The organism is Flavobacterium sp. CSZ (assembly GCF_015350725.1).
In the GTDB taxonomy this organism is placed as follows: domain Bacteria; phylum Bacteroidota; class Bacteroidia; order Flavobacteriales; family Flavobacteriaceae; genus Flavobacterium.
In genome coordinates this window covers 44397-68714 of record NZ_JADKPQ010000003.1, presented here as the reverse complement: position 1 = coordinate 68714, position 24318 = coordinate 44397, and the positions used below count along the sequence as shown (strand labels likewise).

At 35.0% G+C, this 24318-nt stretch carries 24 protein-coding genes; 17 read left to right on the top strand and 7 right to left on the bottom strand.

The window, feature by feature from the left end; all coding sequences use genetic code 11:
• Positions 1 to 167: 167 nt before the first annotated feature.
• The 15 genes from IRZ78_RS04320 (at position 168) to IRZ78_RS04250 (ending at position 13684) form a co-directional block, all read left to right on the top strand.
• The gene (locus tag IRZ78_RS04320) at positions 168 to 1091 is read left to right on the top strand and encodes a J domain-containing protein (RefSeq protein ID WP_194615348.1); all 924 of its coding nucleotides are present in this window, start codon (positions 168 to 170) and stop codon (positions 1089 to 1091) included.
• Positions 1084 to 1389 (top strand): chaperone modulator CbpM, encoded by a 306-nt coding sequence (locus tag IRZ78_RS04315; protein WP_194615347.1) that lies wholly within the window; start codon positions 1084 to 1086, stop codon positions 1387 to 1389. Before IRZ78_RS04320 ends, IRZ78_RS04315 begins: the two co-directional genes overlap by 8 nt.
• A 328-nt stretch (positions 1390 to 1717) precedes the next feature.
• Complete coding sequence (locus tag IRZ78_RS04310) at positions 1718 to 2101, top strand: RidA family protein (RefSeq protein ID WP_194615346.1); 384 nt, start codon at positions 1718 to 1720, stop codon at positions 2099 to 2101.
• A gap of 147 nt (positions 2102 to 2248) precedes the next feature.
• Complete coding sequence (locus IRZ78_RS04305) at positions 2249 to 3490, top strand: voltage-gated chloride channel family protein (RefSeq protein ID WP_194615345.1); 1242 nt, start codon at positions 2249 to 2251, stop codon at positions 3488 to 3490.
• A gap of 348 nt (positions 3491 to 3838) precedes the next feature.
• Entirely contained in the window at positions 3839 to 4843 is a 1005-nt protein-coding gene (locus IRZ78_RS04300) for a bifunctional oligoribonuclease/PAP phosphatase NrnA (protein ID WP_194615344.1), read from the top strand.
• Between the two features lie 6 nt (positions 4844 to 4849).
• Complete coding sequence (gldI, locus tag IRZ78_RS04295) at positions 4850 to 5506, top strand: gliding motility-associated peptidyl-prolyl isomerase GldI (RefSeq protein WP_194615343.1); 657 nt, start codon at positions 4850 to 4852, stop codon at positions 5504 to 5506.
• A 15-nt stretch (positions 5507 to 5521) separates the two neighbouring features.
• The gene (locus IRZ78_RS04290; RefSeq protein ID WP_194615342.1) at positions 5522 to 6601 is read left to right on the top strand and encodes a peptidylprolyl isomerase; all 1080 of its coding nucleotides are present in this window, start codon (positions 5522 to 5524) and stop codon (positions 6599 to 6601) included.
• Positions 6602 to 6641: 40 nt separating this feature from the next.
• Entirely contained in the window at positions 6642 to 7796 is a 1155-nt protein-coding gene (locus tag IRZ78_RS04285) for a peptidylprolyl isomerase (protein ID WP_194615341.1), read from the top strand.
• Between the two features lie 212 nt (positions 7797 to 8008).
• Positions 8009 to 8905: a DMT family transporter gene (locus IRZ78_RS04280; RefSeq protein WP_194615340.1), complete on the top strand. Its 897-nt coding sequence runs from the start codon at positions 8009 to 8011 to the stop codon at positions 8903 to 8905.
• An 87-nt stretch (positions 8906 to 8992) separates the two neighbouring features.
• Positions 8993 to 9349, top strand: a complete 357-nt coding sequence (locus tag IRZ78_RS04275; protein WP_194615339.1) for a DoxX family membrane protein — start codon at positions 8993 to 8995, stop codon at positions 9347 to 9349.
• A gap of 31 nt (positions 9350 to 9380) precedes the next feature.
• Positions 9381 to 10088, top strand: a complete 708-nt coding sequence (gene aqpZ / locus IRZ78_RS04270; protein WP_194615338.1) for an aquaporin Z — start codon at positions 9381 to 9383, stop codon at positions 10086 to 10088.
• 31 nt (positions 10089 to 10119) lie between these two features.
• Positions 10120 to 10362 (top strand): GlsB/YeaQ/YmgE family stress response membrane protein, encoded by a 243-nt coding sequence (locus tag IRZ78_RS04265; protein ID WP_194615337.1) that lies wholly within the window; start codon positions 10120 to 10122, stop codon positions 10360 to 10362.
• Between the two features lie 141 nt (positions 10363 to 10503).
• Positions 10504 to 11331, top strand: coding sequence for a sterol desaturase family protein (locus IRZ78_RS04260; protein ID WP_194615336.1), 828 nt, complete (start codon positions 10504 to 10506; stop codon positions 11329 to 11331).
• Positions 11332 to 11451: 120 nt separating this feature from the next.
• Complete coding sequence (locus tag IRZ78_RS04255; RefSeq protein ID WP_055098339.1) at positions 11452 to 11730, top strand: DUF2805 domain-containing protein; 279 nt, start codon at positions 11452 to 11454, stop codon at positions 11728 to 11730.
• Between the two features lie 100 nt (positions 11731 to 11830).
• Positions 11831 to 13684 carry a peptidase M61 gene (locus tag IRZ78_RS04250; protein WP_194615335.1) on the top strand — a complete coding sequence of 618 codons (1854 nt, stop codon included), beginning with the start codon at positions 11831 to 11833 and terminating at the stop codon, positions 13682 to 13684.
• Between the two features lie 287 nt (positions 13685 to 13971).
• On the opposite strand, the gene IRZ78_RS04245 is transcribed toward IRZ78_RS04250, so the two are convergent.
• Positions 13972 to 14415, bottom strand: coding sequence for a hypothetical protein (locus IRZ78_RS04245; RefSeq protein ID WP_194615334.1), 444 nt, complete (start codon positions 14413 to 14415; stop codon positions 13972 to 13974).
• 213 nt (positions 14416 to 14628) lie between these two features.
• On the bottom strand, positions 14629 to 16956 hold the full coding sequence (locus IRZ78_RS04240) for a GH92 family glycosyl hydrolase (protein WP_194615333.1): 2328 nt from the start codon (positions 16954 to 16956) through the stop codon (positions 14629 to 14631).
• Between the two features lie 181 nt (positions 16957 to 17137).
• Here IRZ78_RS04240 and IRZ78_RS04235 point away from each other — a divergent pair, with 181 nt between their 5' ends.
• Positions 17138 to 17761: a hypothetical protein gene (locus IRZ78_RS04235; protein ID WP_194615332.1), complete on the top strand. Its 624-nt coding sequence runs from the start codon at positions 17138 to 17140 to the stop codon at positions 17759 to 17761.
• 73 nt (positions 17762 to 17834) lie between these two features.
• On the top strand, positions 17835 to 18488 hold the full coding sequence (locus IRZ78_RS04230) for a hypothetical protein (RefSeq protein WP_194615331.1): 654 nt from the start codon (positions 17835 to 17837) through the stop codon (positions 18486 to 18488).
• A gap of 80 nt (positions 18489 to 18568) precedes the next feature.
• On the opposite strand, the gene IRZ78_RS04225 is transcribed toward IRZ78_RS04230, so the two are convergent.
• The 5 genes from IRZ78_RS04225 to IRZ78_RS04205 all read right to left on the bottom strand — a co-directional run bounded on the left by IRZ78_RS04225 (position 18569) and on the right by IRZ78_RS04205 (position 24318).
• Positions 18569 to 19177, bottom strand: a complete 609-nt coding sequence (locus IRZ78_RS04225) for a GNAT family N-acetyltransferase (RefSeq protein WP_194615330.1) — start codon at positions 19175 to 19177, stop codon at positions 18569 to 18571.
• Positions 19178 to 19515: 338 nt separating this feature from the next.
• On the bottom strand, positions 19516 to 19872 hold the full coding sequence (locus IRZ78_RS04220; RefSeq protein WP_194615329.1) for a hypothetical protein: 357 nt from the start codon (positions 19870 to 19872) through the stop codon (positions 19516 to 19518).
• A gap of 188 nt (positions 19873 to 20060) precedes the next feature.
• The gene (locus tag IRZ78_RS04215; protein ID WP_194615328.1) at positions 20061 to 21239 is read right to left on the bottom strand and encodes an AIR synthase related protein; all 1179 of its coding nucleotides are present in this window, start codon (positions 21237 to 21239) and stop codon (positions 20061 to 20063) included.
• A gap of 167 nt (positions 21240 to 21406) precedes the next feature.
• Positions 21407 to 22891 (bottom strand): carboxypeptidase regulatory-like domain-containing protein, encoded by a 1485-nt coding sequence (locus IRZ78_RS04210; RefSeq protein WP_194615327.1) that lies wholly within the window; start codon positions 22889 to 22891, stop codon positions 21407 to 21409.
• Positions 22892 to 22956: 65 nt separating this feature from the next.
• Positions 22957 to 24318 (bottom strand): CsgG/HfaB family protein, encoded by a 1362-nt coding sequence (locus IRZ78_RS04205; RefSeq protein WP_194615326.1) that lies wholly within the window; start codon positions 24316 to 24318, stop codon positions 22957 to 22959.

Genomic DNA, 24318 nt, shown 5'->3' with positions numbered 1-24318 from the left:
TTACAAAAACCCTATTTAATAGTAAGATTTAAATTAAATAAATTAAATTTTCTTTCACATTTCTTAAAATACTATTATTAAGATAAAATTGATCTTTTTACTTTGGACAATTAATAAGTTATGACTAACTTCAAGATTTTAATTTACCTTTATAAAAATACAAGCAAATGGACTACATTGACTATTATAAAGTATTAGATATCACAAAATCGGCCACTGAAGCCGAAATTAAGAAGGCTTATCGAAAATTAGCCCGAAAATATCATCCTGATTTGAATCCGAATGATAAAGAGGCTGAAAAAAAATTCAAGGAAATCAATGAGGCAAACGAAGTTTTAAGCAATTCTGAAAACCGTAAAAAATACGACAAGTACGGGAAAGACTGGAAACATGCTGATGAATTTGAAAAAGCCGGTTACGATCCTAACCAACAACAATATTCCAGACAACAGCAAAGCGGCAATCAAAGCTATTCTGATTTTGGCGGAGGAGATTTCTCGGGAAGTGATTTTTCTGATTTCTTCAATTCTATGTACGGTTCAGGTGGAAGAAGCTCCAGAGGGCAAGCCAAATACAGAGGACAGGATTTTAATGCCGAATTACAGCTTGACTTAGCTTCTGCTTATACCACGCACAAACAAAATCTGACGGTAAATGGCAAAAATATCCGAATTACAATTCCGGCCGGAGTCGAAAACGGACAAATTATAAAAATCCCTAATCATGGCGCTCCCGGAGCAAATGATGGACCAAATGGTGATTTGTATATTACTTTTTTAATTGATAATAATTCAGATTTTAAACGCGAAGGCAATAACTTATATGCCGATGTTGACCTTGATTTATACACAGCCATTTTAGGTGGAGAAATCTATGTAAACACTTTTGACGGAAAAGTAAAAATAAAAGTAGCTCCGGAAACACAACCCGGAACAAAAGTAAAACTAAAAGGAAAAGGCTTTCCGGTGTATAAAAAAGACAATCAGTTTGGTGATTTATACATTACCTATACTTTAAAACTTCCGACCAAATTATCGGCAAAAGAAAAAGAATTATTCGAAGAATTAGCTAAATTAAGAAATCATGAATAGTAAAAACTTAATTCAAATAAAACAATTTTGTATGTATCACGAAATTGAAAACACTTTTATAACGGAGCTTCATAATTATGGTTTGGTGAAAATTATTTTTCTGGAAGAAGACGAATATTTACAACCGGAACAATTACCCGCCGTAGAAAAAATGATTCGTCTGCATTATGATCTAAAAATCAATTTAGAGGGTATTGATGTCATTGCAAATCTTTTGGACAAAATCGAAGTATTGCAGCAAAATCTTACTGTAACTCAAAATAAACTTCGCCTTTACGAACAGCATCAAATTGAGTAAGTTTTTTTTTGCCACAGATTAAAATGATTGTAATGATTATTTAATTACTGCCACGAATTACACTAATTCTCACTAATTTTAATTCACTTAATTTATAAAATTCATGACAAAAAAATATCTACAGCATTAATCATTTTAATCCGTGAAATCTGTGGCAAAAGAAAAAGAAGATCTACTCCTCAAAATATCACAAAAAAAGAAAGATATAAGAAATGATTTCAACTCCATAATACTCTTTTTCATCTGCATATTTTATAAATTGCAACGAAATTAACTAACCGGAATTTGATTTTAAATCGAAAAAACAAATTCAATAAAATTAGAAGAAATGAAAAGAGAAAACATCTTAACAGGATCACCTTGGGAGGACAAAATGGGATATTGCCGTGCAGTACGAATTGGTAATATTATTGAAGTTTCAGGAACTGTGGCTATTGTTGATGGTGAAAAAGTAAAAGCCGATGATGCTTATGCTCAAACCTATAACATCCTGGAACGTGTTGAAAAAGTTTTGAAAGATTTGAATGTTGGAATGAAAGATGTAATTAGAACGCGTATTTTCACTACTGACATTTCTACTTTTGAAGAAGTAGCAAGAGCTCACGCTTCATTTTTTAAAGATGTAAAACCTACAACAGGTTTTTATGAAATCAGTAAACTCGTTGCACCAGAATATTTAGTTGAAATTGAATTTACAGCTGTTGTGCAGTAATATTTTTTTAGCCACGAATTTCACTAATTTTCGCAAATTATTTTTTTGCCACAGATTAGAAAGATTTAAAAGATTATTTTTGATCACAAATTTTAAAATTTAAAATTCGTGATAATTCGTGAAATTCGTGGCAAAAAACTAAATTTAATGAGCTTTCAAAACCCAAAACAAATACTTTTTACGATTTTCAAATGGATTCTCATTTGTGTTTTGATAGGTATTTTGTCCGGATCTGCTTCGGCTTTTTTCTTGGTTGCTTTAGAGTGGGTTACACAATTTAGAATTCACCACCACTGTATTATTTGGCTATTGCCTTTTGGAGGATTATTAGTCGGACTGAGTTACTATTATTGGGGAGAATCTGTCATAAAGGGCAATAATTTATTACTGGAAGAATACGAAAATCCCAAGAAGGTTATTCCGTTTAAGATGGCTCCTTTGGTACTTTTAGGAACTTTACTAACCCATTTATTTGGAGGTTCTGCGGGTCGCGAAGGTACAGCCGTTCAAATGGGAGGCGCCATTGCAGATCAATTCACCAAGATTTTTAATTTAGATCATTCCCAAAGAAAGATTCTAATTATCCTCGGAATCAGTGCCGGGTTCGCATCGGTTTTTGGAACTCCGTTGGCTGGGGCAATTTTTGCTTTGGAGGTTTTATATTTCAGTAAAATCAATTTTAAAAGTATTATTCTATCCTTTTTAGTGGCTTACGCTGCTTATTTTACGGTAGAATTCTGGCAGGTAAAACATACACATTACAACATTCCTGTTGTTCCAGAAATTACTCTTACGAATTTATTTTATGCAATTTTTATTGGCATTTTATCCGGTCTTGCAGCTTTATTATTTTCCAGAAGCACTCATTTTTGGGGATCTCTTTTTGCTAAAATAAAATATCCGCCACTACGCCCTTTTACAGGAGGAGTAGTTCTGGCGATCGCCATTGCAGGTTTTGGGTTTACAAAATTTGCAGGATTAGGTGTTCCGGTAATTGTAGATTCCTTTTCGAATGCCAATGCGTGGTATGATTTTTTACTTAAAATTCTATTCACAGGATTTACCTTAGGGGCAGGTTTTAAAGGCGGCGAAGTAACTCCATTATTTTTTGTAGGCGCCACTTTAGGAAGTGCTTTATCGCTAATAATTCCGCTACCAATAGCGCTTCTGGCAGGTTTGGGGTTTGTAGCTGTATTTTCAGGCGCAACCCACACTCCTATCGCCTGTACCATTATGGGTATGGAACTTTTTGGCATTCAACCCGGAATATTTATCGCCATTGCATGTACAATAGCGTACTTTTCATCAGGTTCTGTGGGGATTTATAAATCGCAAATTGTCAAAGGAGCAAAATATAAGCTGTATCAGAGATTAAATTCTAATTTTTAAATTTCAAATTAAAATTCTAAATTCAAGTACTAGCAAGAATTTCAATTTTCAAAAAGAAAAAATCCGTTTGAATCTGCGTTTTCGCTTTAGCGAATCCGTTTTATCTGCGTATAAATTTAAATTCCAAAAAGAAAAAATCCGTTTAAAATCCGCGTTTTTGCTTTAGCGAATCCGTTTCATCTGCGCACAATTATCGCATTTGTACAATCAACTCTATTTCAGAAAACTGAAAAACTGAGACTGATCCCGATAGCTATCGGAAGCGACCGAAAACTGTCAACTAATAAAAGTGTGTTAATCTGTAAAATGATTTCAACATTACATTAAAAAAATGTAAATTCGCACACTATGAAAATACAAGATATTCAAGCGATACAATTGTTACTCGCCACCCCAAAGAAAATCGCCATAATTCCGCATAGAGGTCCTGACGGTGATGCTATGGGTTCAACCTTAGGTTTATACCATTTTTTATTAAAAAACAATCACCAGCCAACTGTGATTGCTCCCAATGATTTTCCTGATTTTTTAGCCTGGTTACCAGGTTCTGAAACCGTAAAAATCTTTGAAAAAGATACTGAAAACTGCACCAAAATATTAGAAGAAGCTGAGCTGATTTTTACATTAGACTTTAATGCTTTTCACCGTACAGGCGAAATGGAACATACTTTAGCAAAACTAACGGCTCCGTTTATCATGATCGACCACCACCAAAAACCGGATGATTATGCCGCTTATACCTATTCTGATACTTCTTTTGGATCAACTTGTGAAATGATCTATAACTTCATTTCTTTCTTAGGAAAAAAAGAAGATTTAGACAAAACCATTGCTACTTGCATCTATACCGGAATATTAACCGACTCCGGTTCTTTCCGTTTTCCGGGAACAACAGGAAACACGCACAGAATCATTGCCGAGTTAATTGATCTGGGAGTCGAAAACACTCAGATTCCTGTTTTATTATTTGATAATAGTTCATACAGCCGTTTGCAATTATTAGGTCGCGCTTTACAAAATATGAAAGTGCTTACAGAACATAAAACTTCTTATACTTCACTTACTCAGGCAGAACTGGATTCCTTTGATTATGTAAAAGGTGATACTGAAGGAATCGTTAATTACGGATTAAGTATAAAAGGTATTGTTTTTACTGCTATTTTTATCGAAAATAAAGACGAGAAAATCATCAAGATTTCGTTTCGTTCACAAGGAGGATTCGACGTGAACCAATTTGCCAGAGATCACTTTAATGGTGGGGGACATAGCAATGCGGCCGGCGGAAGATCTGACGTTTCGATGGCAGAAACCTTGAAAAAATTTGAAGATTTAGTAAATAAACTAAAAATATAACCTTATATGAACTACTTAAAACTAAGCATTTACACCCTACTTTTTGCTGTTTTATGGGTAAGTTGTAAACAACACGAAGAAGCCAGAAGACCTATATCTCAGGCTTCCGGTACTTTCATGAAAAAATCGGTGGACAGAAACAAGAAGTTAGTGGCCAACGAAGAAGATGTTATAAAAAAAATAATCAAGAGTAATCCAAAAATAAAATATTACGCTACCAGAAAAGGATATTGGCTGTATTACGATGAAAAAAACACAACAGATCTTTCGACACCTAAAAAAGGAGATATTGCCTATTTTAATCTGGAAGTAAAAGACATAGAAGGCAAAATTATTTATTCTGAAGCTGATCTTGGTCCACAAACTTATTATGTAGACAAACAGGAAATCATGATGGGATTGCGCGATGGTATCAAAATGATGCATAAAAATGAAACCGTAACTTTCCTGTTTCCTTCGCACATTGCCTATGGATATCATGGAGACAACAAAAAAATAGGAACCAATCAATCCTTAATTTGTACTGTTACACTTCGTAATTTTGTACCGGATCCAGCAGCTAAACCAACGCCTGCAGCGGGTCAGACTCCAACTCCAGCTGCTCCAAAAACTGTAGCGCCAAAACCTGCAGCTCCAACTAAAAAAGATACAATAAACCCATAAAACAACATTTTAAAAATGAAAAAGAGTATTCTATTATTACTTGCTGTTACCGTTAGCTCATTATATTCTTGTAAAGACGAGCACAGCAACCTACCTGATGGTCTATATGCAGATATTGAAACCAATAAAGGGCATATTATTGTTGAATTAGATTATACAAAAGCACCTGTTACTGTCGCTAACTTTGTCACTTTAGCCGAAGGTAAAAACGAGTTTGTAACAAAAGACTATCTAAAAAATAAACCTTTTTTTAATGGATTAAAATTTCATAGAGTTATTGAAAATTTCATGATTCAGACTGGAGATCCTGAAGGAACTGGTTCAGGAGATACTGGATATAAATTTAAAGATGAAATCACGGATTTAAAATTTGACAAAGCAGGAGTTTTGGCAATGGCCAATAACGGCCCCGGAACAAACAGCAGTCAGTTTTTTATCACGCACGTTGAAACTCCATGGTTAGACGGAAAACATACTATTTTTGGACATGTTGTAGACAAAGGTCAGGAAGTAGTAAATCAGGTAAAACAAGGCGATACTATTGTTGCCGTAACTATTATCAGAAATGGTGAAGCGGCTAAAAAGTTTGATGCTGTAAAAGTATTTCACGATTATTTCTCTGAAATTGCTAAAGAAAAAGGCAAATACGCCGGAGTTCAAAAAGAAAAAGTAGCTTATTTTGCTTCTGTTAAACCAAAAACTACTAAAACAAGTTCAGGTTTAGAATATTTAATTACTGAAAAAGGAACAGGAAAAAAACCAACTGCAGGAACTCAATTGTACATTAACTATTCAGGTTTCTTAGAAGACGGAACTTTGTTTGATTCAAGCGTAGAAGAAGTTAATAAAGCTTTTGGGAAATTTGATGCAGCAAGAGCAGAACAACACGGCTATCAGCCAATCCCGTTTCAGGCAGGACGTAAAGATGGTATGATTCCTGGGTTTATTGAAGGAATCGAGCAACTTTCATTTGGAGATAAAGCGATACTTTTTATTCCGTCTCACTTAGCTTACGGAGCAACTGGTGCAGGAGGAGTTATTCCGCCAAACGCTAACATTATTTTTGAAATTCAATTATTAGAAAAGCCACAATAATTATATATAAAAGATTAACGTAGACTTAAATTTGGAACACATGAAGTTTAAATTTCTATTTTTATTTTGCCTGGCAGTATTAAATATTCAGGCTCAGACAAAGAAACCCGTAGCAAAACCAAAAGCGCCTGCAACAAAAGCAGCGACAAAAGCAGCGACAAAAGTGGCTCCGCCAACCAATCCAAACGATGGAATTTTTGCTACAATATCAACTACAAAAGGAGATATTGTACTTTCATTAGAATATGTAAAGGCACCGGTAACGGTAGCTAATTTTATTTCGCTGGCAGAAGGAACCAATCCTAATGTAAAAGTGGAAAGACTGAAAGGAAAACCTTTTTACGACGGATTAAAATTTCACAGAGTAATCAATGACTTTATGATTCAGGGTGGAGATCCGGACGGAAACGGTTCTGGAGGCCCTGGATATTCTTTTAAAGATGAATTTGTTGAAGATCTAAAATTTGAAAAAGGCGGTGTTCTTGCTATGGCAAATTCTGGCCCTGCTACAAACGGAAGCCAGTTTTTTATCACGCACAAAGAAACTCCGTGGTTAAACGGAAAACATACGATTTTTGGTCATGTAGTTTCAGGAATGGATAATGTGAACAAAATTGTTCAGGATGATATCATGACAAAAATTACCATTACCCGCAAAGGTGATGCTGCTAAAAAGTTTAATGCTGTAAAAGTTTTAGCTGATGATGCAAAAAAACAAGAAGCTAAAAACGCCGAATCTCAAAAAGTCGTAACTGAAAAAGCAGCTTATTTTGCCGCTACTAAAGCAAAAGCGACTACAACTGCATCAGGTTTAAAATATGTAGTTACAAAAAAAGGAACTGGCGTAAAAGGAGCCGAAGGTTCTAATATTTATTTCCACTATGCAGGGTATTTTGAAAATGGAAATCTTTTTGACAGTAGCATTGCAAGCGTAGCAAAAGCTTATGGCAAATACGATGCAAACCGCGATGCCCAAAAAGGATATCAGGCGTTTCCTTTTACAGTGGGTAAAAAAGACGGAATGATCCCTGGTTTCATCGAAGCATTAGATATGATGACTGATGGAGAAAAAGCAATCTTCTTTCTTCCTTCAAATTTAGCTTACGGAGAAAAAGGTGCCGGAGGAGTTATTCCACCCAACTCAACTTTGGTTTTCGAAATTGAAACCTACCAAAATCAGCCTGCAGCAAAATAAGATTTATTGTATCAGAATATAATTTAAACCCATCAAAATATAAAATTTTGATGGGTTTTTTATTTTATCCAATTCTGTCAAATTCACAATATTAGAGTGTGAATTAGGCCGTAAACCAAACTCATTATAATGTTTCTCCCTGTTTTCTATTAAATCCTAAACAAAATAGCTTACCTTTGCCGGCTTTATTTTTTTAATCAATATCAATTAAGATGTCACAAAACAACGTATTAAAGGGAGTATTTTTAGTAGCAATAGGTGCTACAACTTACGGAATGTTAGCTACTTTCGTAAAAATGGCCTATTCAGAAGGATATACAACTGCCGAGGTAACCACATCTCAATTTATATTAGGAATCATTGGTATTTTATTGATAAACGCTTTTCAAAAAGCAAAACACAAAGATAAGGTTGTAAAAGCGACCAAAAAAAATATATTCAGTTTAATGCTTGCCGGTACATCATTAGGTATGACAAGTTTATTCTACTATCTGGCAGTAAAATACATTCCGGTTTCTATTGGTATTGTTTTATTAATGCAAACCGTTTGGATGGGAGTTTTACTGGAAATGTTTTTAGAAAAAAAATTACCATCAAAACAAAAAGTAATTGCTGTGATTATTGTACTTATTGGTACTGTTCTGGCTACCAATATCATTCACAATGATGTAGATCTTGACTGGCGTGGTCTTGCCTGGGGAGTTTTGGCAGCCGCATCCTTTACTACAACAATGTTTACGGCAAATAGCGTTGCTACCGAAATTTCATCGGCACAACGTAGTTTATATATGCTTTTAGGAGGAGCTGTAATTGTATTTTCATTCGCAATTGCTACTCAGGTTACTCCTTTTAACTTTGAGATCTTCATGAAATGGGGAATTATCTTAGCTCTTTTCGGAACTATTATTCCTCCTATGCTTATGACTGCAGGTTTTCCTTTAACCGGAATTGGTCTAGGAAGCATTGTTTCTGCACTTGAACTTCCTGTTTCTGTAATGATGGCTTATGTATTATTAGATGAACAAGTAATTCTTTCTCAATGGATTGGAATTGTCCTGATCATCCTTGCCATAATTATTATGAACGTCAATTTTAAGCGTAAAAATTAACTTATTTTACAAGTATCTAAAAAAAAGAGACTTGTAATGTAATAATTGTTAATTTTTTCATAAATTCGTGACAAACATTTAATTATCATGAATTTACCTTGGCATTTATATTTAATGGCTGCGCTCTATATTATTGCCGGATTAAATCATTTTAGAAATCCCGGAATGTATATCAGAATCATTCCACCCTTTTTCTCCAACCCCAAATTAATAAATATTTTAAGCGGAGGTGCCGAAGTTGTTCTTGGCATACTCCTAATGGTTAATTGCACAACAAATTTTGCTGCCTGGGGAATTATTGCATTACTAATTGCAGTCTTTCCTGCAAATCTTTTCATGTATCAAAATAAAAAAGCAAGTTTTGGTTTACCAAATTGGATTTTATTTATACGCTTGCCCTTACAATTTGTTTTGATTTTTTGGGCATACCAATATACCCTTTAACAATCAACTATTAATTAAAATTATTTTTATTATGAAAAAATTATTTGCAGAGTTCTTTGGAACGTATTGGCTAGTTTTTGGAGGTTGTGGAAGCGCACTCTTTGCTGCTGGAATTCCTAATTTAGGAATTGGATTCGCTGGAGTTGCATTAGCTTTCGGTTTAACAGTACTAACAATGGCATATGCTGTAGGGCATATTTCTGGTGGACATTTTAATCCGGCAGTGTCATTTGGTTTATGGGCCGGCGGAAGATTTCCGGCAAAAGACCTTGCGCCTTACATCATTTCACAATGTGTTGGCGCACTAGCTGCGGCAGGAACATTATTCATCATCTGGTCAGGAAAAGCAGGAAATGCAATCCATAACACACAAGCCGGAGCTTTTGCTTCAAACGGTTACGGAGCATTCTCACCTGACGGATATTCGTTAGCATCAGCATTTATCGCTGAATTTGTGCTTACATTATTTTTCTTATTAGTAATCCTTGGCGCTACAGATAAATTTGCAAACGGAAGATTTGCCGGTATAGCAATTGGTTTGGCATTAACTTTAATTCACTTAATCAGTATTCCAATTACCAATACTTCTGTAAACCCTGCAAGATCTTTATCTCAGGCAATTTTTACGGGAGGTGAGCCATTATCACAAGTTTGGTTATTTTGGGTTGCACCAATTTTAGGCGCAATTGTAGCCGGGTTTTTATACAAAACATTATTACAAAATCACGACGCAGCTTAATCAAATTCAATTAAACTAAAAAAAACATCATATGGCATTCTTATATTTTTTACTTATAGGTGCAATTTCCGGATGGCTTGCTGGCCAAATCTGGAAAGGCGCAGGTTTTGGATTATTGGGCAATATCATCGTCGGAATTATAGGCGGGATTATTGGCGGCTGGATTGCCGGAAATCTTGGCATTGGCGGAGGCGGAATTCTTTGGCAAATTTTAATTGCTGTTGCAGGAGCCTGGGTATTATTGTTTTTAATCAGCCTGATTAAAAAAGCATAAAAAAAAATACCTTATAACGTACTTTTAAAGAGAAAATCAGATATATTTATATTCGGTTTTCTCTTTTTTTATACGCCTATATTTCACATTAATCTCTTCATAGAAAACAGATTACACTTTTTATCAATCTAAATTTTACTTATGAATGATATTATAGCATATTTCAGCACCATTCCGTCTACCCATCGAAGTTTAATTCTGGTGGGAGGAATTACTATCTTTTGGCTCATCGAAAATACTTTTCCACTATTTCAAATGAAATACCGAAAATGGCAGCACGCAGGAATCAATTTCTTTTTGACATTCACTACCATTATCGTCAACTTCGTATTGGCTTTTATTCTCATCAAAACGGCAAACTGTACCACAGAAAATCATTTTGGAATACTGCAATGGCTGCCTCAAATTCCTATTTGGCTTTATACCATCATCGGATTATTACTCTTAGATTTAATTGGCGCTTATCTGGCCCATCTTGTACAGCACAAAATAAAATTTCTATGGCGTTTTCATATCGTTCATCATACAGATACCTGGATCGACACCACAACCGCCAACAGGCATCATCCGGGAGAAAGTATAATTCGTTTTATATTTACTACCCTGGGCGTTCTCATTGTAGGAAGCCCAATGTGGATGGTTTTCTTATACCAGAGTTTATCCGTTATTTTCTCGCAGTTTAATCATGCCAATATTTCTTTACCAGCTAAATTTGATGCCTTTTTGAGTTATTTTATTATTTCTCCCAATATGCACAAAGTACATCATCATTATGTGTTACCTTATACTGACAGTAATTACGGGAATATTTTTTCGGTTTGGGACCGGCTTTTTGGCACTTTTACAACACTTCCAAAAGAAGAATTAATCTACGGAGTAGACACACATATGGAACCTCAAGAAAACAATAAATTGAAAAATTTATTGCAAATTCCGTTTCAAAAATCAAGATCTGCAAAAAACAGTTAAAATCATTAAAAAAAATATCCCAGATCGAACCAACTAATTATTTTTTTTATTAATATTGATACTTAAATTGAAAATCAATCTATTAATCATTAACCCCTATTTTGAATTAATTTTCACGTGATGAAAAAGAGTAACCGCAAAGAATTGAATTGGGAGCAAACCGAAAAACTTGTTTCGTTAGCCTTAGAAGAAAAAAATCCATTTGAGATCATAAAAAAGGAATTTGGATTGGCAGAAAAAGAAGTTCTGGAAATCATGAAAAAGAAGATGCCACTTGAAAAATTTGAGATGTGGAAAAAAAAGGCAATTGCAAATAAACCAAAACCAAAGCCTGTTAAAATAGATGATTTTGACGAAGATCTGGATGGTAAATATTATATAAAAAATAAACTAGACTAACACACAACTCCTGAAATTCAGGAGTTTTTTTATTATTTTTACTATTAATGTAACTTTTTTATAATTTACAAGTCATATACAAATAACTAAACTTAAATAAATGAAAAAAATACTTTACACCTTAGCTCTTGCAGCAACTCTTTGGAGCTGTAAAACAGGAAGTTCATCTGGTGCCGCAAATGTCGTGGGTGTTAACATTAATCTTATTGATGTAAAAGATGACAAAGTACTGGTGACTGTTACACCTCCTCAAATAAAAACCGACGAAGTAATCTATAGTATCCCAAAAACAGTTCCGGGAACATATTCTACAGACAATTACGGTAAATTTTCGGATGATTTTAAAGCTTTTGATGCAAAAGGCAACCCATTAACAGTAAAAAGAATTGACGATAACTCATGGTCGATTGCTGATGCCAAAAAATTAAAAAAAGTAACCTATTTAGTAGGTGACACTTTTGATACTGAAAAAGGAACCGGATTTGGTAATGACGACGTTTTTTCGCCGGCAGGAACCAACATCAATGCAGGAATCAACTTTATGGTGAACACGCATGGTTTTGTAGGTTATTTTCAGGATAAACTAGATGTACCTTATAAAGTGACCATCACGCATCCTGAAACACTTTGGGGAGCAACTTCAATGAATGATGAAGATGCAAGCAACACAAGCGACGTTTTTACAACTCCGCGTTATGCTGTTTTAGTCGAAAACCCAATCATGTATTCTAAACCGGATTACACTACGTTTAACGTAAACGGAATGGATATTTTAATCGCTGTTTACTCTCCAACAGGAAAATTTACTGCCGAAAGTATTACTCCTGAGATGAAAACAATGATGACAGCTCAGAAAAACTTTTTAGGAAAAGTGAATGCTACTAAAAAATATACTGTTTTATTGTATTTATCAAGCATGGCAAAAGATGATGCCCATGGTTTTGGAGCTCTCGAACACCCTACTGCAACTACCGTTGTTTTACCGGAATCTATGCCAAAAGAAAAATTAGTAGAATCAATGAAAGACGTTGTTTCGCACGAGTTTTTTCATATTGTAACACCTTTAACGATTCACTCAAAAGAAATTCAGTATTTTGATTATAATGCACCAAAAATGTCTGAACATTTATGGATGTACGAAGGGGTAACAGAATATTTTGCCAACCTTTTTCAGATCAATCAGGGGTTAATTAGCGAAGCTGAATTTTATACTCGTATTGCTGATAAAATCGAACAGGCAAAAGATCTAAATGATACTATGTCGTTTACCGTTATGAGTAAAAACGTATTAGAGCAGCCTTATAAAGACCAATACTTAAACGTATACCAAAAAGGAGCTTTAATTGGTATGTGCATTGATATTATCATTAGAGAAAAAAGCAATGGCGAAAGAGGAATTCTTGATCTAATGCATAAATTATCTGACGAATACGGTGTAGAAAAACCATTTAATGATGACGAACTTTTTGCTAAAATCACTCAGCTTACTTATCCTGAAGTTGGCGAATTTTTAACCAAATATGTTCAGGGAACAACTCCAATTCCTTACGATTTTTATTTAGCTAAAGTGGGCGTAGGCAAAGCATCAGAAAAAGTTCCGGGATCCATTTTCATCAAAGGACAAGCTCCGTATATTGGTGTTGATCAGGTAACCAAAATAATAAGCGTTCGTCCGGGAATTGAACTTAACGTATTTTTTACCAGTTTAAATCTTAAAGCAGTCGATCAAATCCTTACTGTAAACGGTAAAGCGTACAACTTAGACAATATTTATGATTTGATTACAGAAAGTGAAAACTGGAAAGAAAACGATCCTATCACGATTAAAATCAAACGTGACGGAAAAGAACAAACCATCAAAGGAACTGTAAAAGTACCATTCGAAGAAAAAGAAACTTTTAAAGCGACAGATGCTTCAAAAGACAAACTTAAAAATGCATGGTTAAAAGGGTAATTTCTTTTCATCAAAACATAAAAAAAACCGACAAGCGATTGTCGGTTTTTTTGTTTTAGTTATGCTTTTCTAAAAATTATAATATTAAAAATCAGGAGCTATTTCCTGCTGTCCACTGTACCTTTTGTGGTGAACCCCACCACAAAAGGATGCCGTTCCCATCAGGGATTTAGATAATTCAAGAACTATCGTGTAATATTGAAGTGATTACCCCCTAAATAATGACCACAAAAAAAGCCGACAAAATTGTGGGCTTTTGTTTTTTTGTCATCCTGACAAGATTGTGCTTATTTCTTCACCGCAAACTTCCAGTCAAATTCGTCTTTTTCGTTGATGATCGCACCAACTTCAAATTTCACTACTTCATCAAATTCAGTTTGAAGAATAAACCAATTATCTTCGTTAAAGTAGTTTTCGAAAGTATCAAAAGTCTCCTGAGTATATTTTGTAATTCCTTTAGTCGCTAAATCCTTCTTCACATCAGCAATTTTTCTTCCAATTAACTTGAACCCGAAAACTTCCAAATCATTGCTTGACGCTACCAAATAACCTAATTTCAAGTCTTCTTCCTGATAAAATGTCAATCTGATTTTGTGTGCGTTGTATACAAAAATCACATTATCATCTTCATCTACATAATTTTTGTCCGGTTTTCCTAAAGCAGCGCTTACATCGTTTTGCTTCATTCCGAAAAGCAATTTATCAATTCCTGATTTTAGATTTATTTTCATATTTACTTTTTATTTAAAGTGCAAATTTCGTGAAGTTTTTTGTTGTTCCGCCACGAATAGCACAAATTTTCTCAAATTTAAATATTACACATTGTCAGGCTGAGCGAAGTCGAAGTCTTTTTCATCGTGAAAGCCCTTCGACTTCTAAGTCTGACATAAAAAAATCGCATAAAACCGTTTTATCCGTAAAACCCGTGGGCAAATTTATTTAGTTTAATAATTCTTTTTATTGGGTTTCGCACTCATATAAAAAGTAATTTTTCCGCCATTGATAAGATCCGAATGCTTCAGGAAAGGTTTCTCTAATTGTTTTCCGTTTAAAAGCACTTTACTTACAAACACATTTTTATCCGATTGATTTACCGTTTCTACCTCGAAATTTTTTCCGTTTTCTAAGTTAAAAATCGCTTTTTTTACCAACGGACTTCCCAATGCATATTCGTCAGAGCCCGGCGCTACAGGATAAAACCCTAAACTGCTAAAAATATACCAGGCACTCATTTGCCCAAAATCATCATTTCCGCCTAAACCATCGGCCCCATTTCGATACATTTTTTTCAGGATCATTCTAATTTTGTCTTGCGCTTTCCAGGGCGAGTTGGTCCAGTTGTACAAATACACCACATGGTGCGAAGGTTCGTTTCCGTGAACATAATTCCCAATGATTCCATCTCTGGTAATATCTTCTGTATTTTCAAAATACTTATCCGGTAAATGCATACTGAACAACGAATCAAGGCGAACATTAAATTTGTCGTTTCCTCCCATCATTTTAATCATATCAGCAGGATCCTGCGGAACATATAAACTGTAATTCCATGAATTCCCCTCTATAAATCCCTGCCCGTGCGTATCAAGCGGATCAAACTCTTTTTTGAAAGTTCCGTCGTTTAATTTAGGACGCATAAAACCTGTTTTTGCATCGTAAACGTTTTTATAATTTTTAGATCTTTCGATAAATTCATTATAAATTTCTGTTTTACCCAATTTTTTCGCTGCCTGTGCAATCGCCCAGTCATCATAAGCATATTCTAAAGTTTTAGAAACCGAAGCCCCATTTTTATCTTCAGGAACATAACCTTTTGTTATATAATATTCCAATCCGTCATAATATGGTACTTTTGCTGTGTTTACACAAGCCTGAAGTGCCTTTTCAGTATCAAAGTTGCCATTTCCTTTTACAATTGCATCGGCAATTACAGAAACCGAATGATAGCCTATCATACACCAGTTTTCATTGGCATAGTGCGACCATATCGGCAACATTTTATGTACACTTTGGTCTGAATGCGCCAACATCGAACTAATCATATCTGAGTTTCGGGCTGGCTGTACCAAATTGAACAAAGGATGCAAAGCCCTGTAAGTATCCCATAACGAATAACTGGTGTAATTTGTAAAGTCTTCAGCTTTATGAACGTTCATATCCAAACCTTTATAATTGCCATCTAAATCCATGTATTCTGTTGGTCCCAAAAAGGCATGATACATAGAGGTATAGAAATTTACCAAATCCTCTTTCTGAATGGTTTCTACCTGAATTTTATTCAATTCGTTGTTCCAGACTTCCTGACTTTGTTTTTTTACTTTTTCGAAATCCCAGCCCGGAACTTCTTTTTTCATATTTTCCAGTGCACCGGCAGAACTTACAGGAGATAAAGCCATCTTTATTTTGATCTTCTCTCCTTGCTGGGTATTAAAATCAAAAAACAATTTTAAGTTTTGACCTGCCATTTCCGGGAAATTCTTCGTTTGATCGAATCTTCCCCAAAAGCCTCTGTAGACACTTTTTTCCAGTGCTGCCTGTCCGTAACTTTTAATGGGTTTACTGAATGACATCGCAAAATAAACCGTTCTGGTTCTCGCCCATCCGTTAGTTTGGCGATATCCGGTAATCAAAGTATCATTCTCAACACGAACAAAGGTCCAGACGTTCTTTTTATCGTAATTGTAAATTCCGGAAGTCAGATCCAGAATAATATGTGCTTGATCGGACTTTGGAAATGTGTACTGATGCATTCCCACACGCGTAGTTGCTGTAAGTTCTGCTTTTATTTTATGATCTTCCAGCATTACACTGTAATAAGCCGGTTCTGCTTTTTCGGTCGAATGAGAAAATGCTGATCGATAACCTGATAATGGTTTTGAAGCTACTCCGGGATTCAGTTGCAATTTTCCTGTTGTAGGCATAATTAAAAAATCTCCCAGATCAGAATGACCTGTTCCGCTAAAATGGGTATGGCTAAAACCTACAATTGTTTTGTCTTCGTATTGGTATCCCGCACAATATTTATAGACATCCCCGTTGTATTTCCCGTTTAAACTGTACGCAATGGTATCGGTTTCCGGACTTAGCTGTACGCTTCCAAACGGAACGGTTGCGCCCGGATAGGTATGTCCCATCTTAGCCGTACCAATCATGGGATCAACATACTGAATTAGATTACGTTTTTCTATTGCTTTTTTCTGAGCTTTTACTCCAAAGCCAATCACTAAAAAGGAGAATCCAAAGAGAAAACTTTTGTAATTTATTCTATTCATTAGGTGTTTTTTTTAAACATTATAATTTCTACAAAACAGTATCAGGTACTTACTAAAACGTTTTTCTAATAATTCCAGGTTAGAAAAATACAACAAAATCTGCTTTTTAAAAAATATAAAATTTACTGCAATAAAAAGCTTTTAAATATCTTTGATTGATCCAAAAAATGCAATGCTACACATGAAAAAATATTTTTTATTTCTGTTGTTTTCTTATTCCTTATTAAGCTTTTCGCAAAAAACAGAAAGTTATAAATTAACAAAAAGCGAGATAAAAGAAAGAGAACTCGATCAGGTTTCGGATTTCCCTATTTATAAAGCTTTTGAATGTTCTGATAAGGCTGGGGTTTATAATTTGCTTTTGTGCGAAAACCAAAAAAATATTACTAAAAAAGATACTTTAAACACCAAAATTCAGGCGATTTATACAATGAGCGATCATGGTGGTTTTCTTGAAAAATGGCGCATTAATGATTTACTTGAAATTACTGAACCTAAAGAAACCAATATTTGGTTCTGGACCAAATATTGCAGCACCAAAGATCTTGACGGCGATGGCTACATCGATCCTGTAATTGTTTACGGAACCAGAAATGAAAATAATGAAATAAGAAGGGTTAAAATTATTACGGTTTATAAAAACAAAAAGTATGCAATTCGCGCCGTAGAATGTGTTCTTGATTATTGCAGAAGTTTCAAAAAAGATGCTAACTGGAATTCCTTACCGCCAAAAATAAAAACCTATGTCGATAATTTAACTGCCAAACTAAGAAAGGAACAGGATCTTATTTTGCATGATGGATAGGATTGTTAAATTTCAATTTTTTAAATTCCAAATTTCAATATAAATTATCAATTCCAAATTTTGGGCTATCTAAATGACAATACCATTAAAAGAAATAGAAAAAATTTTGTTTGAACAAACAGTTAATACTGAGGAATTCGTTCGCTTTATAGGAAATTTTAAATTTACCAATCATGGAGATTTTGAAAATATAAATTGGCTAAATACGCCAGGACCAATTTATACCAGCTGTACTGATAATTGTGGAACAGGCCAAGTAGAAGCCATGAATAATGTTGGTGGCGACGAAGATTATCATGAAGTGATATTTAAGCAGCCTCTTAACGAACAAGAATTAAAGGAGATATTAACAGCTGCCTCAATTGATCCATATGATGCTTACTATTTTGATGGTAATAAAAATTGGACAAGCAAATTAATTATTGATTGGTGGTCAAAAAGTCAGGAACGAATTACTTATATTCTTGACTGTTATCAATGCGAATTAAATCTTCCCGATATTCTTGACAGACCATTATACGGACCTAGAATAGCCATTCCTGAAAATTATAAAAACTGGCTGGACTTTTATCAAAGCGGAATGAAAGAATATCTTGAATGGTACATCTCGAAAATTGACATACAACTAGTAACTTTAACTGAGCTAAATTTTGATTGGACGAGAAAAGATGAATTGGATAACTTATTAAAATCAAAGAAAATCATAGCTAACCCAGGTTTAGATTAATAACTGATTTATATTCTCATGTTATTATGCTAGACTGGACTAAAATCCAGCCCTACAATATTTGGCGAGCCTTTGGCTCTTTAAAGCTTTTGTTTTAGGTTTTCTTTTACTTCGTTGAACCATTCGTTTTTAAGGATACTCAGGACGATTGAATCACGGCGTATTTCTTTATTTATTGTGGGCATATGGCTTCGTAAAACGCCTTCGACTTTGCAACCGATGCTTTTCATAGCGGCAATGCTTCGTTTGTTGTCATTATCAGCACGGAATTCTACGCGTTCCATTCCAAGGGTTTCGAAGGCAAACTGTAGTAGTAAGAATTTACAATGTTTGTTGAGTCCGGTTCCTCTAAAAGCTGAACCATACCAGGTATAGCCCAATTGAAGGGTTTTAAACTCCAAGTTCATATCGTAGAAACGTGTTGAACCAGCGTATTTTTGGGACTTTTTATCGAAAACAATAAAGGGAAATTCTTTTTGATTTTCTCTTGCTTTTATCGCCAACTGAATATATTGGATCAGATTTTCTTTTCCGTCTGCTCCTACTAAGGAATATTTCCAGGTTTCTGGTTCGTTGATCGATATTTCTAATAAATTATCGATGTCTGATTCTTGCAAAGGACGCAATAAAACTAAATCGTCTTCTAAAATGATATTGTCTGAGAAACTGAAGTTAGAGATGGATGTCATATATTTTTTTGTCACTCCCGATAGCAATTGGGATAATTTATTATAAAGATTAAAAAAAAAACTTTATATAATCATTATTTTATGGTAGAATGTGTAGTCCCTGAGGGACAAAATGGATATTCGTAATTTTTTTCTATCAACATTTAATCTCTACGGGATATTTACTTTAATAAATACTTATTCCGTTAGGAATTAAATATTTGTAGAAAAAAAATCGTTAAGAAAAATTGTCCTGTAGGGAGTATACTTTTGAGAATCTCTGTGAAATCTTTGTGTAACTTTGTGTTATAGCTATTTCGCAAAGATTCAAAGATACCACGAAGTTTTGCAAAGTTTAATTACTCACTCATTTCATCATAACGTTCCGGCACCTGGGGATCGTACAACGGACATTTGAATTCTTCCATTACTTCAACCAGCTTATTCATAGTTTTACCTTCGGTTCCGTAACAGTCGATTTTAACACTTTGAGGGGTTGTGATAACCTGAAAAGCACCTTTTCCTGTAGTATTTTGCCAGCTATTTTCATCGACTCTTTCCCATTTTGAGAATACCGAAGCGATTCTGTTCATGATCACCTCAACAGGTAGTGTTTCAAGACCTTCTACATCTTCTCTTTCTACAAGAGCTTCGTAAACTTCATGATGGTTTAGGTAAACCTCCTCTAAATATCTCCAAAAAAGTAATTCGTACATAGCCTGGTGTTTTTTAGCCCCGATAGTAGCGGCATCCTTTTGTAGCGGGGTTCGCCACAAAAAATATAGCGGATAGCTGGATTAGCTCCTAAAAAAGCTGATTATTAATAAAAAAGGTTCTGTTATAAACTCCAGTATATAAAACCTTTGCAACTCAGAACCTTTGTAACTTTGTAACTCAAAAAAAATTAATATTCGAATGTTCCGTACTCGCTGGTAATTGTTAGTTTTTTAGCATCGGCTGCTTCTACTCTACCTACGATTTGTGCATCGACATTGAATGATTTTGAAATCGCGATAATATCCTGTGCAATGTTTTCAGGAACATAGATTTCCATACGGTGACCGCAGTTGAAAACCTGATACATTTCTTTCCAGTCGGTTTTTGATTGTTCCTGAATTAACTTGAACAATGGAGGAACCGGAAATAAATTGTCTTTTATAATGTGTAAATTCTGAACGAAATGTAAAATTTTAGTTTGCGCTCCTCCACTACAATGCACCATTCCGTGAATTTCGTTTGGTGTGTAAGTGTCTAAAATTTTCTTGATAATTGGTGCGTAAGTTCTGGTTGGAGAAAGTACCAACTGACCTGCATTTATTGGGCTATTCTCTACTTCATCGGTTAGATTTACCTGACCTGAATAAATTAGTTCTTCAGGAACTGCAGCATCGAAACTCTCCGGATATTTTTTAGCTAAATATTTCCCGAAAACGTCATGACGCGCAGAGGTTAATCCGTTGCTTCCCATTCCGCCATTATAACTTTTTTCGTAAGTTGCCTGACCAAAAGAGGTTAAACCAACAATTACGTCGCCTGCTTTTATGTTGGCATTATCTACAACATCGCTGCGTTTCATACGTGCAGTTACCGTAGAATCTACAATTATGGTGCGCACTACATCTCCAACATCGGCAGTTTCTCCGCCTGTTGAATGAATGGTTACGCCAAAAGATTTTAATTCGTTGATTAATTCTTCGGTCCCGTTGATGATGGCCGAAATAACCTCAGCAGGAATTAGGTTTTTATTTCTTCCTATTGTGGATGAAAGCAGAATATTATCTGTTGCGCCAACACATAATAAATCGTCGATATTCATGATTAAGGCATCCTGAGCAATTCCTTTCCAAACTGAAATATCGCCTGTTTCTTTCCAGTACATATACGCCAGTGACGATTTTGTACCTGCTCCGTCAGCGTGCATTATTAAGCAATATTCCTCATCCTGGGTAAGATAATCGGGAACAATTTTGCAAAATGCTTGAGGAAATAAACCTTTATCAATATTTTTTATGGCGTTGTGTACGTCTTCTTTTGATGCCGAAACACCTCTTTGTGCATACCTTTTGCTAGAATCTGAACTCATGAAACTTAGTTTGTGTTGATGTGGTGCAAAGATAATCCCTTTTTTTAATTCTCAGGGCTATAGTATTTAAAATTGAAGATTTTGACGCACAAAAAAAAATCGGCAGGTTTTATAGCGCTGCCGAATTTCCTGAGTAAAATTGGTTATAAAATTTTGGCTCCTAAAAGTTACTCCCAGTCAGGCATTGCTGTTCCTGAAAATAATACTACTCTGGAATTGACAACTCCTACTGTTGTTTTTACAATGTTTTTTATCGAAATACCATCATTTGAGGTATTGGTAAAAATTAATTCGGACTCGTTTGGTGAATATCGTACATCGAGATCGTTTGTTCCGGATATTTTCTCTGTTATAATTTGTGTAGTATTTCCCGATGCAAAGCTGTATTCGAAAATTTTAGAATCTAACTGTCGGTAATTTGAACTTTCGAATCCTGAAACATCTCTGGTATAGACTAATTTTTGGCCTGTGATGGAAAAGTTTAGTCCGCCCACTGCTCCGTTTTGTCCTGAAAGAATGGTTGTTATCACCACTCCTGAAGCATTGATTACGTAGACCTCAACATTATATCCGTTGGCATCATTTACTTTTAAAGCAATTTTTGAGCCGTCGGCGCTCCAGTCACATTCTGATATGAATTTGCCATTTGGGGTCTGGAATATTTTGGTCAAACCGCTTCCGTCATTGTTGATTTTGTATAATTTATCGAAATTAGGATAAATCAGTTCACTTCCTGAGGCATTCCAGGAATAGCCTATATAATCTGAATTGAACCCGGCAATAGGCACTGAACTTGTTAACTTTTTAATTCCCGTTCCGTCATAATTCATCGTGTAAAGATCATTTTGAGAACCATTTGTTCCTATAAAGGCAATTTTCTTTACCAGATTATTTCTTCTGGGACGCCAGTAATTTCTGTCTGAACTCGTTAATTGATATTGTTTACCCGCATCATCGGCAGTAAAAATCACATTATTATCGTTTATGTTTTTTATAAACAAATATCGTGTTGCCGGAAAAGCAATTGTGGTAAAGGTACTTACGGTGCTTAAAACAGGTGTATTTACACCATCGGTAACTTCGATTTGCCAATAATATTTTGCTCCAAAAATCAAATCTATCAACGTAAGTTTGTTCGTTTTTACAGCATCATAAACTTTCACCTCGCTGTTTCTGTCGTTTCTAAGGGTTATCTTGAAAATCAATTCATCTTTATCCAGATCTGTAGCTGTCCAGGTAAGATCTAATGATACAGCTTGGGCGGTACTATTATCAACCGGATTTACTAATACGGGAACTGTTGGCGGCTTATTATTGGCTGATGCTTTTTTGAGTTCAAAAACCACTTGTGATGTATTGTTTGCTGTAACGGTTGTGGCTTCGAATTTTGCTATAAAGCCTTCTTTTTGTGCCTGAAAAGAGTATTCGCCCACTTTTACATTCGAAACTGTAAATTTACCATCTGCATCTGTAAAAACAGTACTTGTTGTGGGACTTGAAAGGATTTTTACATTTTCCATTGGTTCAAAAGTATCTGCATTCACCACTCTTCCGCTAACAGTACCATATGCCGATTCTCCTATTTTCTCTTCACTACATGAAACCAAAAACAATAAAAAAAGTACGCTTGCTATTTTGTATAAATACTTCATTATTAATTTGTTTTTAAATTTAAACTTCATCGTTATGTCTTTAAAATTCTGGTCTTTCAATTATCCTATTTTTTCTTTTTTGTAAAATAATAAGTAAGTCCTAACCCAAATTTGTAATAGTAATCGTCACGGGTTCCTGCTTTTATATAATCGACATTATCACTAAAATTAATGTTTTGCTCTCCAAACAATTTGATTCCAATTTTATCTGAAATCAGATATTCAAGTCCTAAACCGTATTGAATTTTACCATAAGCATTCTCGAATTTCCTGTTTGTTGCATATCCTCCTCCTGCGTAGAGATAAGGAGTAAAACGATCTTTGGGAAGTAAAATCCATTCGAGATTAAGATCATAAGTGATATAACCTACGTCGAGTAAATTTTTGTTGGCGAGATTAACCACGTTGGTAGAAGCGCTGATATTCAAAGCGGGAGTTAAAAAATACTTTAAAGCTCCGCGACCAAAAGGCCTTAAAAGCGGATCTTGATAATCGCCATCCATAAGGGTTGCCCCACCGGAAATTTCGATAGCAAATTTGCTTCTTCTGTTTTCTAATTCTCTTCCGTAAAGCGCGGTTACATCAGCCGTTTTAGTTTCTTCGGCATATGCTTTTATTAAATTATCGACTTGCCATTTTGGTGCATCAGCTTCCCAGATATTATCTTTTATACCTTCGAGAACCAAAGATTCTACCGCTTTTTCAATGGCTTCAGTGACGGCCATATGGACCGGTTCATTTGTGGTATATCCGGTTTCAACTTCTAATAACCTTTTAAAATTTACATATCTAAATAAGCTTTCATCAATTGCCTGAGACAAAATGGTTTTCGATATATAAACTGATTTTAAAATTTTTCCGTTTGAGGTTGAAATCATTCTCAAATAAATGGTAACACGATCCTGACGGTATTTTACAGAAGCTCCGGCTCCAAAATACCGCGCTCCAAAACCTCCGGTAATAATATTAGAATCATACGAAACTATTCCGCCTTCTAATAAAACCCCGGCATATAATAAAGGTGTTAACTGAGGTTCGTTTGGATTGGCATTTTTTACATATTCCTGACGCGTTGCCCGAATAAGGTTTCGTTCCTGCAATAAATTACCAATATTTTCACGCTCGATGGGTATAAACCATTTAGAATCTTCCAGCGCTTTTATCAATATAGAAGTCGCGCCCTGAGTAACGGCGGTACTAAAACTGCTTCCGTTTTCCTGCGGTTTATATTGTCCGGTCTGGTCTCTGAATTTATAGACACCCACGACAACTTGCTCTTTGGGTTTTGGCAGATCTTTTAATAATGAAGTTGCAGGAGTTCCTTCTCCTAAAACTGCTTTTTGAACACCGGTTGGCTGATTATAATAAGCACCGCAACCCGAAAAAAGTAATCCGGATACTATAAATAAGTAGTGATGTAATCTCAT

Bases quoted from the DNA above. Each gene is read 5' to 3' on its own strand.
- IRZ78_RS04240 (WP_194615333.1), bottom strand. From the start codon at position 16,956: ATGAATAGAATAAATTACAAAAGTTTTCTCTTTGGATTCTCCTTTTTA.
- IRZ78_RS04205 (WP_194615326.1), bottom strand. From the start codon at position 24,318: ATGAGATTACATCACTACTTATTTATAGTATCCGGATTACTTTTTTCG.
- IRZ78_RS04315 (WP_194615347.1), top strand. From the start codon at position 1,084: ATGAATAGTAAAAACTTAATTCAAATAAAACAATTTTGTATGTATCAC.
- IRZ78_RS04245 (WP_194615334.1), bottom strand. From the start codon at position 14,415: ATGAAAATAAATCTAAAATCAGGAATTGATAAATTGCTTTTCGGAATG.
- IRZ78_RS04220 (WP_194615329.1), bottom strand. From the start codon at position 19,872: ATGTACGAATTACTTTTTTGGAGATATTTAGAGGAGGTTTACCTAAAC.
- IRZ78_RS04250 (WP_194615335.1), top strand. From the start codon at position 11,831: ATGAAAAAAATACTTTACACCTTAGCTCTTGCAGCAACTCTTTGGAGC.
- IRZ78_RS04255 (WP_055098339.1), top strand. From the start codon at position 11,452: ATGAAAAAGAGTAACCGCAAAGAATTGAATTGGGAGCAAACCGAAAAA.
- IRZ78_RS04300 (WP_194615344.1), top strand. From the start codon at position 3,839: ATGAAAATACAAGATATTCAAGCGATACAATTGTTACTCGCCACCCCA.
- gldI (WP_194615343.1), top strand. From the start codon at position 4,850: ATGAACTACTTAAAACTAAGCATTTACACCCTACTTTTTGCTGTTTTA.
- IRZ78_RS04265 (WP_194615337.1), top strand. From the start codon at position 10,120: ATGGCATTCTTATATTTTTTACTTATAGGTGCAATTTCCGGATGGCTT.
- IRZ78_RS04230 (WP_194615331.1), top strand. From the start codon at position 17,835: ATGACAATACCATTAAAAGAAATAGAAAAAATTTTGTTTGAACAAACA.
- aqpZ (WP_194615338.1), top strand. From the start codon at position 9,381: ATGAAAAAATTATTTGCAGAGTTCTTTGGAACGTATTGGCTAGTTTTT.
- IRZ78_RS04225 (WP_194615330.1), bottom strand. From the start codon at position 19,177: ATGACATCCATCTCTAACTTCAGTTTCTCAGACAATATCATTTTAGAA.
- IRZ78_RS04285 (WP_194615341.1), top strand. From the start codon at position 6,642: ATGAAGTTTAAATTTCTATTTTTATTTTGCCTGGCAGTATTAAATATT.
- IRZ78_RS04320 (WP_194615348.1), top strand. From the start codon at position 168: ATGGACTACATTGACTATTATAAAGTATTAGATATCACAAAATCGGCC.
- IRZ78_RS04280 (WP_194615340.1), top strand. From the start codon at position 8,009: ATGTCACAAAACAACGTATTAAAGGGAGTATTTTTAGTAGCAATAGGT.
- IRZ78_RS04305 (WP_194615345.1), top strand. From the start codon at position 2,249: ATGAGCTTTCAAAACCCAAAACAAATACTTTTTACGATTTTCAAATGG.
- IRZ78_RS04290 (WP_194615342.1), top strand. From the start codon at position 5,522: ATGAAAAAGAGTATTCTATTATTACTTGCTGTTACCGTTAGCTCATTA.
- IRZ78_RS04210 (WP_194615327.1), bottom strand. From the start codon at position 22,891: ATGAAGTATTTATACAAAATAGCAAGCGTACTTTTTTTATTGTTTTTG.
- IRZ78_RS04215 (WP_194615328.1), bottom strand. From the start codon at position 21,239: ATGAGTTCAGATTCTAGCAAAAGGTATGCACAAAGAGGTGTTTCGGCA.
- IRZ78_RS04275 (WP_194615339.1), top strand. From the start codon at position 8,993: ATGAATTTACCTTGGCATTTATATTTAATGGCTGCGCTCTATATTATT.
- IRZ78_RS04310 (WP_194615346.1), top strand. From the start codon at position 1,718: ATGAAAAGAGAAAACATCTTAACAGGATCACCTTGGGAGGACAAAATG.
- IRZ78_RS04260 (WP_194615336.1), top strand. From the start codon at position 10,504: ATGAATGATATTATAGCATATTTCAGCACCATTCCGTCTACCCATCGA.
- IRZ78_RS04235 (WP_194615332.1), top strand. From the start codon at position 17,138: ATGAAAAAATATTTTTTATTTCTGTTGTTTTCTTATTCCTTATTAAGC.